The organism is Microcystis aeruginosa LEGE 91341 (assembly GCF_015206885.1).
In the GTDB taxonomy this organism is placed as follows: domain Bacteria; phylum Cyanobacteriota; class Cyanobacteriia; order Cyanobacteriales; family Microcystaceae; genus Microcystis; species Microcystis aeruginosa_H.
The window spans coordinates 1-9,307 of record NZ_JADEXY010000155.1; the positions used below are offsets into that span (position 1 = coordinate 1).

Annotated in this window: 8 protein-coding genes; 1 reads left to right on the plus strand and 7 read right to left on the minus strand. The window is 41.6% G+C overall.

The genetic code is table 11. From position 1 onward, the window contains the following. Positions 1 to 34: 34 nt before the first annotated feature. Complete coding sequence (locus IQ234_RS18100; protein ID WP_193958092.1) at positions 35 to 1,339, minus strand: hypothetical protein; 1,305 nt, start codon at positions 1,337 to 1,339, stop codon at positions 35 to 37. A gap of 198 nt (positions 1,340 to 1,537) precedes the next feature. On the opposite strand from IQ234_RS18100, the gene IQ234_RS18105 reads away from it, so the two are divergent. After that, positions 1,538 to 1,966, plus strand: a complete 429-nt coding sequence (locus IQ234_RS18105) for a hypothetical protein (RefSeq protein ID WP_002743840.1) — start codon at positions 1,538 to 1,540, stop codon at positions 1,964 to 1,966. A 74-nt stretch (positions 1,967 to 2,040) separates the two neighbouring features. On the opposite strand, the gene IQ234_RS18110 is transcribed toward IQ234_RS18105, so the two are convergent. The 6 genes from IQ234_RS18110 to larB all read right to left on the minus strand — a co-directional run bounded on the left by IQ234_RS18110 (position 2,041) and on the right by larB (position 9,214). Continuing rightward, complete coding sequence (locus IQ234_RS18110; RefSeq protein ID WP_193958093.1) at positions 2,041 to 2,607, minus strand: hypothetical protein; 567 nt, start codon at positions 2,605 to 2,607, stop codon at positions 2,041 to 2,043. Next, positions 2,607 to 3,995 (minus strand): AAA family ATPase, encoded by a 1,389-nt coding sequence (locus IQ234_RS18115; RefSeq protein ID WP_193958094.1) that lies wholly within the window; start codon positions 3,993 to 3,995, stop codon positions 2,607 to 2,609. The genes IQ234_RS18110 and IQ234_RS18115 overlap by 1 nt, the downstream gene beginning before the upstream one ends. Before the next feature lie 103 nt (positions 3,996 to 4,098). Continuing rightward, positions 4,099 to 4,683: a pseudouridine synthase gene (locus tag IQ234_RS18120; RefSeq protein WP_193958095.1), complete on the minus strand. Its 585-nt coding sequence runs from the start codon at positions 4,681 to 4,683 to the stop codon at positions 4,099 to 4,101. Positions 4,684 to 4,840: 157 nt separating this feature from the next. After that, entirely contained in the window at positions 4,841 to 5,629 is a 789-nt protein-coding gene (locus IQ234_RS18125; protein ID WP_193958096.1) for an ABC transporter permease, read from the minus strand. Positions 5,630 to 6,459: 830 nt separating this feature from the next. Next, on the minus strand, positions 6,460 to 8,370 hold the full coding sequence (gene dxs, locus IQ234_RS18130) for a 1-deoxy-D-xylulose-5-phosphate synthase (protein WP_052276252.1): 1,911 nt from the start codon (positions 8,368 to 8,370) through the stop codon (positions 6,460 to 6,462). A 73-nt stretch (positions 8,371 to 8,443) separates the two neighbouring features. Next, complete coding sequence (gene larB / locus IQ234_RS18135; protein WP_193958097.1) at positions 8,444 to 9,214, minus strand: nickel pincer cofactor biosynthesis protein LarB; 771 nt, start codon at positions 9,212 to 9,214, stop codon at positions 8,444 to 8,446. Positions 9,215 to 9,307: the final 93 nt, after the last annotated feature.

Here is a 9,307-nt window from a genome sequence, read left to right on the forward strand (position 1 = left end):
ACCCCACACCCCACACCCTCTTTCAAGTCAGGAGTCAGGAATCGGGCGATTCTAAGCGTTTTTGCCATTCTTGATCGATTTTATCGGAGCGCTCGATCTCTTGTTCGAGATAGTCTTGATCGGTAGAATAACTAATATCAGCATCTGTAATCACTTTTTGGTCAGCAAATTGACGAGAGTAGTCCAGTTTTTGCTCTAATTCAGGATTACTTTGGGCTAATAAATCTGCTCTTTTTTCTCGCTGTTGATTGCGTTGATTAACCCGCTCATTTCTCCACTGTAAAAAGAAATAACGACCAAGGGGAATCCCCAAAAAAGCACCAGCATAACTGAGGAGAAAACCGTAGATTCCTGTGACTATCGACCCCAGAGAACCACTCAAATCCACACTATCACTGTTGAGCAAAGATCCTAAAACTAAAGCGAGGATAAAGTTAACCACCCCTAAACCTAAAGCTAAGATAATTTGACCGCTATCTGCTTCGCTAAACTTCCAGCGTTTTTCCTTTAGATAGGGGGAAACTGTTTGTAATTTTCTCTTTTTGGTTGTCACCTGTAGATCGGGAAAATAATAGATGATATCGCCTCGATCGGACACTTGCGGCAACCCATTAAAGCGGGTTAAAACTGGGAGTATATAATCTTCTGTCTCCTCATGACTAGGGGTAATACTATCGAGATAGGGGGCAATTTGTGGAGCAATAATCGAACCACGATTATTTTGAATTACTTTACCAATAGTTTGCCAGCGTCTCTCCTCTAAATTGAAATTAGGATCGCCATCGCCAAAAAGAAAAGAAAAAACTGCCTCGAGAAAATTCATCTTACTAGGGGGTTTATCTGCCTTAACTTCCCTATCTCTTCTTTCGTAGTAGTTATTACCAAAATCGGGATAAAAAATCCAGAAAAAGTCCGTGGGAAAGAAGTTAATATTAATGTTGTTATTTCCAGAATTGTTATCCGAGTCACTATCTTTAAACATTAAGCCGATCAGGATCGCCAGAATAGCCAGCAAGAGGATTAAAATCGAAATAATTAAAACAATGCCAAAGGAAATGCGAATAATATAAAAAACTACTTGCCAGATTTTACCCCCGAAAGCTTTTAACTGCAATTGCCAATATTTATTCAAAAGAATCGAGCGAAAATTTTCGGGGAAAAGATAGATAATTTCCCCCGTATCTGCTACCTGTAAATGTCCCCCCGCTTCCGCAGCTAAAGCTAATAATCCCTGTTGTGCAGCGTTAATCTCTAAACCCGATTTTGCCGCCACATCACCCACCGTAACCCGATAGCCTAATTTTTCGATCGATTGTAATAGAGACTCTTGGGGATTCATAGAAAATACTGTTCCTGTCGATTATCCTATTTTCTAGTGTAGTTTTGATTTTGTCTTTTTGGCAGCGGCTATCTGGATTGACAGGTGCGGCATTTTGAACTCGATCGAGAAAATATCGTTATAATTGTTCCAATAGTCGCAAAAAGCAGGGCTAAACTGTATAAATAGTTACTTTATAAGCAATTATCAGAGGTGAGCATGAATGCGTCGGAACAGGCAAAAGGATTAGAATTAACGGCGAAGATCGCCACACTCGTCAACCTGTTTAAACAACAATTCCCCGATGCAAAGGCAGATCTGAAACCTTGGCGCAATGATCCCCACACAAGGGAGTTAACGGATCCCGACTCGATCGATATCGCTTTCCATTTTCCCGGTTGGAGTCCTAGAATTCAAGGGCGCAGCATTCTGGTACAAATTCGTTTTCATCTCGATAGCGAGGATCAGCATCAGCGTTTGATTGGCTTAGAAATGCAGGCTTTTAACCATCAAGGAACCGCTTGGCGACTATCTACGGTGGAAAATTGGCAATTAGTCGGTAATTATCAACCTTCTCCTAAGGTAGCTGATAAGTTAAAATATTTCAGCCGGCAGGTGTTTGAAGTTTTTAAAAATGAGCATCGATAAGGCTCTTTCGGCACTCTCGGCAAAAGATCGTTATTCGATCGAGATTAAATCGGTCATAATGTCAAGCTATAGGACTAAATTAATTCTTGAAAGTGCTTCGCTTGAGCGGAAATTTTTAACATTTTTTCTGGTTGATCGTGAATCTCACTTTTTTGAGAAAGTTTACGGCTGCTCGTGGTTGTTTTAGACATACTGATATTTTTAATACTAACAAAGCGATATTGATAGTCCTGAAGAAAATCGGGTTGATTCCAAAATAAGCGTCCGATTTCACGACAATAGGAGACAAAGCATTCGGCTCCTTTTAATTGTTTAATTATCGATGAATTAGAATCTCTGCTTTTCTTCATTTCCAAACAAAGGATAACTTTTTCAGTAGGGGTATTAGCGATAATTATAAAATCTGCACGCTTACATTCACCTTTATTACCAGTAAAAATTTTGCGGACATCAAAAAACTCATCTAGCTTGATCGCAATAACTTGATCGGGTTCAGGCATTCCACTAATCACAAATGAATAGTTATCTTGATTTTCTATCAGTTTCAGTAAATAACTATCTCGTTTGTACTCTTTTTTATATTCCAACTCTACTATCGCACACTTGCTAATCATTTCTTTGAGGATAGCAATATCAGACATTACTCCTCACCCCAAATAATAGCCGTTTGAATACGATTCATATTTTCGATAGTAGTATCAAAACTGCGTGCTTCGATACCCATTTCGTGATCAATTTTAGCGGGAGTTAAAGTGTTAAATTTGGTTTTTCTTTTTTGTCCTTTTAACATCTTTAAAGCTTTTTCAGCAATATAGACTTTAACTTGATTAGCCGATAATAATTCCTCTTGTCTATAGCCTTCTTCTGCGGCAATTTGTTTCAGGTGTGGTTTATTATGGTTGAGCATAATTAATGTGTTTATTTCTTTGATAATATAATCACTGTGAGTAGTGATAAAAACTTTAATACCAATGTTGATCAGTCGAGCGAAAAGTTTAGCGATACGGCGTTGATTTTCTGGATGGAGATTTAATTCAGGTTCATCTACTATCAACAAATCTCCGATTCGAGCTTCGTGTCTTAAATAAAAGCCAATGTCTAAAAGAGAACGTACAGCACTAGAACTTTCATCCATCGATAGTCTAAGTTTTTTTCCTTTAGGAATGTAATAAAGTTCATCATTGCTAGTAATCATATATTGACCACCAATAATATCGGCAAAATCTTCTAAAATACTGGGATGATTTTCGGCGATAAAGCTAGTTTTTTTGACAATTGTTTCTATTTGTCTAGTAAAATCTACATTTTTTTTGACTGGTAGCGCATAATCCTGAGAAACATTAAATAACAGTTCTCTAGGATTAAAATTGCTATTTTTACTAATTTCTTCCAGTAAACGATTACGAGCAAAATTTAACTCTTTGCGAAAAATTGCCGCTCCTGTCCTTTCTGCACTAGCAATAAATGGCCTGGGAAAAAACTGAGAGAAAATTATATCTTGGATGCTGTCGTAAATGATATCCTCAAGAAAATGCACTGGCAGATTTATTTTTTCTGTTTCTGTTAATAATGTAATGGATAAATAAGGCTCATCTTCAGGTTTGTTAATCGAGATAATTTCCAATGTTGCTGTACTAATTTTCCTTTCATACTTATTTTGAAATTGAATATTGTCAAAATTTAATTCTATCTGAAAATCAACATTTTTAAACCTCTCCTCGTTGGCAGCAAAAACTTCAGGTATTTGTTGGATATATCTTTGACAACCTGCAGTAAGAATACTTTCACACTGTTGAACATACTCCTGTAGATCGAGACTAATTACACCATCAGAAAGTAGTTGATTAATTTTTTCTTTGAGTCCAAATGTTGGCCAAGTTAATAGTCTTCGCCAAGTGTATAAAAAACCGAATAAAGCGTAGGTAGCATAAGTTTTACCTGTATTATTACCACCACAGATAATTGTGAAGTCGCCTAGACTGAATTCTGCCTGTTTTAAAATGCCAAGATTTTTAATTTTAACTTTCATGTTTGTCTTAGGTTTAATATTCACGATTATAGATAATTGTGGGTCATTTGATCAAGTCCCAAACTATACATTCAACTTTGGTTATCAAGGTTACTTACAGAAATTATAACCTTTCCAAGGCTTTTCTCTCTTTTTCAGTCACTTCTCGCCATTGACCGGGTTGTAATCCTGTTAAGCATAATTTATTGTTTTTGTCAATAGTAATGGCTGTTCTAATTAATCTTAAAGTGGGATAACCAACGGCTGCCGTCATCCGTCTTACCTGACGATTTCTTCCCTCAGTTAAGGTAATTTCTAACCAAGTGGTGGGGACAGATTTTCGATAACGAATCGGTGGCTCTCTGGGGGGTAAATCTGGTTCAAAATCTAGTAAATTAACTATTGCTGGTCGAGTGCGATAATCCTGAATAGGAAGACCTTGACGCAATTTTTCTAAAGCGTTTAGGTCTGGAATTCTCTCGACTTGTACCCAATAGGTGCGCGGATGAGCAAATTGACGATGACCTAAACGATGCTGTAATTGACCGTTATCTGTGAGTAATAATAATCCCTCGCTGTCCCTATCTAAACGACCGACAGAATAGATATTGGGGATGGGAATATAATCTTTTAAAGTCGAGCGACCATTTTCATCAGTAAACTGACATAATACATCGTAGGGTTTATAAAAAAGGATATATTTATTCAAGGGAAAAAGGAGTCAGGAGTCAGGAGATAGGAGCTTTTTGCTTTTATCAGTCAACAGTAAACAGTAATCCTTGAAAAGAAAGCTCCCAACTTGCGACTTAATACTGTTCACCGAAAACTTAAATCTGACCACTGATCACTGATAACTGATAACTGATTTAATCCCGTTGATGGGAGAATTGATAAGCGCCGATAATCGAGAGAAGAATAGCGACGATTAATAAAATAGGGATAGCGAACCAAGGAAATTGATTGATATCGTAGGCTGCGGCTCTTAATCCTAGACTAGCATAGGTGAGGGGCAAGGCATAGACAATAATTTTTAATGCCCAGGGTAAGGTTTTGGGATCGAAAAAAGTTGCTCCTAAAAAAGACATCGGCACGATTAAAAAGTTATTATAGAGACTGACACTTTCGAGGGATGTAACTCGTAATCCGACAATTGCCCCCAAACCGGCAAAGACGGCACAATTTAAGATTAAAACTAATAAAAAGAGGGGATTGAGAAAACTAGCAAATTTTCCTGTAAATAAAATAGCGATGAGAATCACTGATGCAGAAGTCATTACACCGCGCAAAATTCCCGCGAAAACTTTGCCTAAAAATAATGAGAGAGGATGGACGGGAAGTAACAATAATTCCTCGAAGGTTTTACTAAATAAGCGATCGCCACAGATGGAAAAGGTGGTTCCCCCGAAACTGATCGCCATTGAGGACAGAGCCACCATTCCGGGTAAAATAAATTCTAGATAGGAATCGCCGATCGAGGGTTTCATCGAGCGATCGAGGGCGCTTCCCAACCCCAACCCAAAACCGATAATATAGATTAGGGGAGAAACTAAACCTGTGGCGGCGATCTGAAGGACTCTCGCCCGTAAATCTAGCCATTCTCCCCAAAATACGGTTAAAGTGTCTGTTAATATCGTCTGAGCTTGAGCTAGTTTCACTGGTATTTTGGTTAATTAGTAAATATACTTTTAATAATAATTAATAATTGTCCCCTTTTTCAAGAGTGGCTCATCCCAGTTTAGTAAAATGTAGGGTGCGTTAGACGGCGACAATCTCTGCTTAAACTTGAATCTAACAATCCGTCGTAACGCACCACACCTATCATGAATTTAATTTGGTGCGTTAGACGGCTATCATTAATTTAATTTGGTGCGTTAGACGGCGACAATCTCTGCTTAAACTTGAATCTAACAATCCGTCGTAACGCACCATACCTATCATTAATTTAATTTGGTGCGTTACGCTATCGAAGGGCGCACCCTACTGGACTGGACTGTTTCAGTGCGTTACGCTATCGAAGGGTATGCGGCAAAAAGTACGGGCGAAGCATTCGGATAGAAAATCTGGCGTTGTCATATCAGAATAGGAAAGATGCAATGCTCCGGTGCTGATTCGGAGCATCTTTCAATTTGACAACGCCGATTGTAGGGCTAATTCCGGAATTAGCCCTACGCCGATTTTAGGGCTAATTCCACTGCTAAATCGAGCGACCCCTTCGACTTGGCTCAGGGCAAGTCTTGTTCCCCACTTAAGCCCAACTATCGGCACTATTCGTTCATTAAACACTAATTGTCAAGATGCCATGTAATCTTTCCTATCAAAGTAATTTCCGTTCCGGTGCTGATTGGGAGCATCTTTCAATTTGACAGCGCCGAAAATCTACGGTTTCAGTGATAGGTTATTGTCCAAATGCTTCGCCCTATCTAGATAAAAAAAAACCAGTCTTCCCTAATTTTTCGGGAAAACTGGACAAGCTAATCTTGAGATTTTAACCGACGTTAGCGGTTTGTTTTTGGCTAAAAAATGCCGCTAAAACCTGTTCGGCAATCTGGGGACTGGTTAAACCTAAATCAGCGAAGGACTCCTCTGGTGTTGCGTGGTCCACTAATTTATCGGGAACCCCGAAACGCTTGACCGGAACTAGAATATTAGCATCCTGTAAAGCTTCCAAAACCGCAGAACCAAAACCACCCATCAAACAACCTTCTTCCAAAGTCACCACCTTACCAAGACGTTGAGCAAGGGGAAAGATAAGTTCTGTATCAAGGGGCTTGACAAAACGAGCATTAACCACTGTGGCTTCGATGCCGTGTTCGCTGAGGATTTCGGCCACCTGTAGGGAAGTGTTGACCATCGTGCCATATCCTAACAGGAGAATATCATCGCCACTGCGGAGAATTTCGCCCTTACCGATGGGTAAAGCTTCCCAACCCTCTTCCATCAGGGGAACCCCTAAACCGTTGCCCCGGGGGTAACGCATGGCAATGGGGCCGCTGGTATGATTAATCCCCGTCACCACCATTCTTTGCAGTTCTGCCTCATCTTTCGGGGCCATAATGGTCATATTGGGGATACAACGCAGGTAGGCGATATCGTACATCCCTTGGTGAGTCGGTCCATCGGCCCCGACAATACCGGCCCGGTCCATGCAGAAGAAAACCGGGAGATTTTGAATGCAGATATCGTGAATAATCTGATCAAAAGCCCGCTGCAGGAAAGTAGAGTAAATGGTGACAACCGGGCGCATTCCTTCGCAAGCAAGACCACCAGCGAGAGTAACGGCGTGTTGTTCCGCAATTCCCACATCGATGTACTGTTTCGGTAGTTTTGCCTGAAATTTATCCAATCCTGTCCCGGTAGCCATGGCGGCGGTGATACCGATAATGCGCGGGTCATTTTCCGCTAATTTAGTGAGAGTATGCCCGAAAACTTTGGAATAAGCGGGGGGTTTCGGTTTACTGGAGGGAATCGGTTTACCCGTGGCTAAATTAAAGGGATTTTGGGCATGATAACCCACTTGATCTTTTTCGGCCCATTCGTAGCCTTTGCCTTTAACGGTGGCAACGTGGACGAAAACCGGTCCGTGGACTTTATGGGCCTGTTTAAAAGTGGCGATTAATTCGGGAATATTATGACCATCAATCGGGCCAAAATATTTAAAGCCCAATTCCTCAATGACAGCGCCGACTTTGGGAACTGCTAACCGTTTCATTCCTTCTTTGACTCGTTCCATTTCGGGAGTGAGGGAGTCACCGAAGAAGGGTAGATGTTTCAATTGCTCTTCGAGATTATCAGCGATAAACTGGACGGGTTCACTCAAACGAACTTTATTGAGATAGCGGGAAATTGCCCCGACGTTGGGGGAAATGGACATCTCGTTATCGTTGAGGATAACCATGATGTTGGTGTTCGGTAAATGTCCAGCATGGTTAATCGCTTCTAGGGCCATACCCCCGGTTAAAGCGCCATCCCCGATGATCGATACCACCTTGAAATCTTCCCCCTTGGCATCCCGGGCTAAAGCCATTCCTAACCCAGCAGAAATGCTCGTAGAGGCGTGTCCAGCCCCAAAATGGTCAAATTTGCTCTCGCAACGTTTTAGATAGCCCGCAACGCCGTTTTTTTGGCGCAGGGTGTGAAAATCGTTATAGCGGCCGGTGAGGAGTTTGTGCGGATAAGCTTGGTGTCCCACGTCCCAAAGGACTTTATCTCGGTCAAGATCGAGGGTTTGGTAAAGGGCGATCGTTAGTTCTACGACTCCTAACCCCGGTCCCAAATGTCCACCAGTAGCGGCGATCGTCTGGAGGTGTTTTTCGCGAATCTGACGGGCAATATCTTCTAATTGACGGAGTGATAAACCATGTAACTGGTTGGGATGAGTAATTTCACTTAGGTGCATATCGGCTTCTTTTTCAAAGTAGTTTATCCCTATACCAACTGTATAGGATTTTCAGCCTGAGATGAAGGAAAATCTAGGCTAATCTGGCCGCCGTGCGTAAAATTTGGCCGGCTAACATGGCAGCCCCAAAACCATTATCTATATTAACCACACCGATGCCGACCGCGCAGGAATTGAGCATAGTTAACAAAGGAGCAATACCACCGAAACTGGTTCCGTAACCGATACTGGTGGGAACGGCGATCACTGGGCGATCGACTAATCCCGCTACCACACTTGGTAAGGCTCCTTCCATTCCCGCAACAACAATTAACACATCAGCAGCATCCAGTAGATGGCGATGATTCAAGAGGCGATGAATTCCCGCTACTCCCACATCCCAGAGACGCTGCACGGAAAAACCGCATAATTGAGCAGTAACCGCCGCCTCCTCCGCTACGGGAATATCGGCAGTTCCCGCCGTTAGGATGGAAATTATCCCTTTTGGGGGATTTTCTGGAGCGGCTGCGGCAATGGCACAGATGCGGGCTAAGGGATAATAAACTAAGTCTGTTACCTGTTCCTGTAGCTGGACTGCTATCTCTGCTTCAATGCGGGTGGCCATGACCACGGGACTATTTTGACGCAAAACATTGATAATTTGGGCGATTTGAGCGGTGGTTTTACCCGGCCCCCAGATAACCTCCGGAAATCCCGTTCTTAATTGACGATGATGGTCAATTTTAGCGAAGTCTTCCACCGGTTCAAAGGCCAGATGTTTAAGTTTATCTAAAGCTGTCTCCGGGTTAATTTCTCCCCTGGCAACGGCGGTCAGAAGCGATCGCAAATCGGCAGGATGCAACATGGTCAGTTATCAATGGGAAGTGGGGTGTGGGAATTATTAATTATGAATTATGAATTATGAAGTGGGGTGTGGGAATTATGAATTATGAATTAT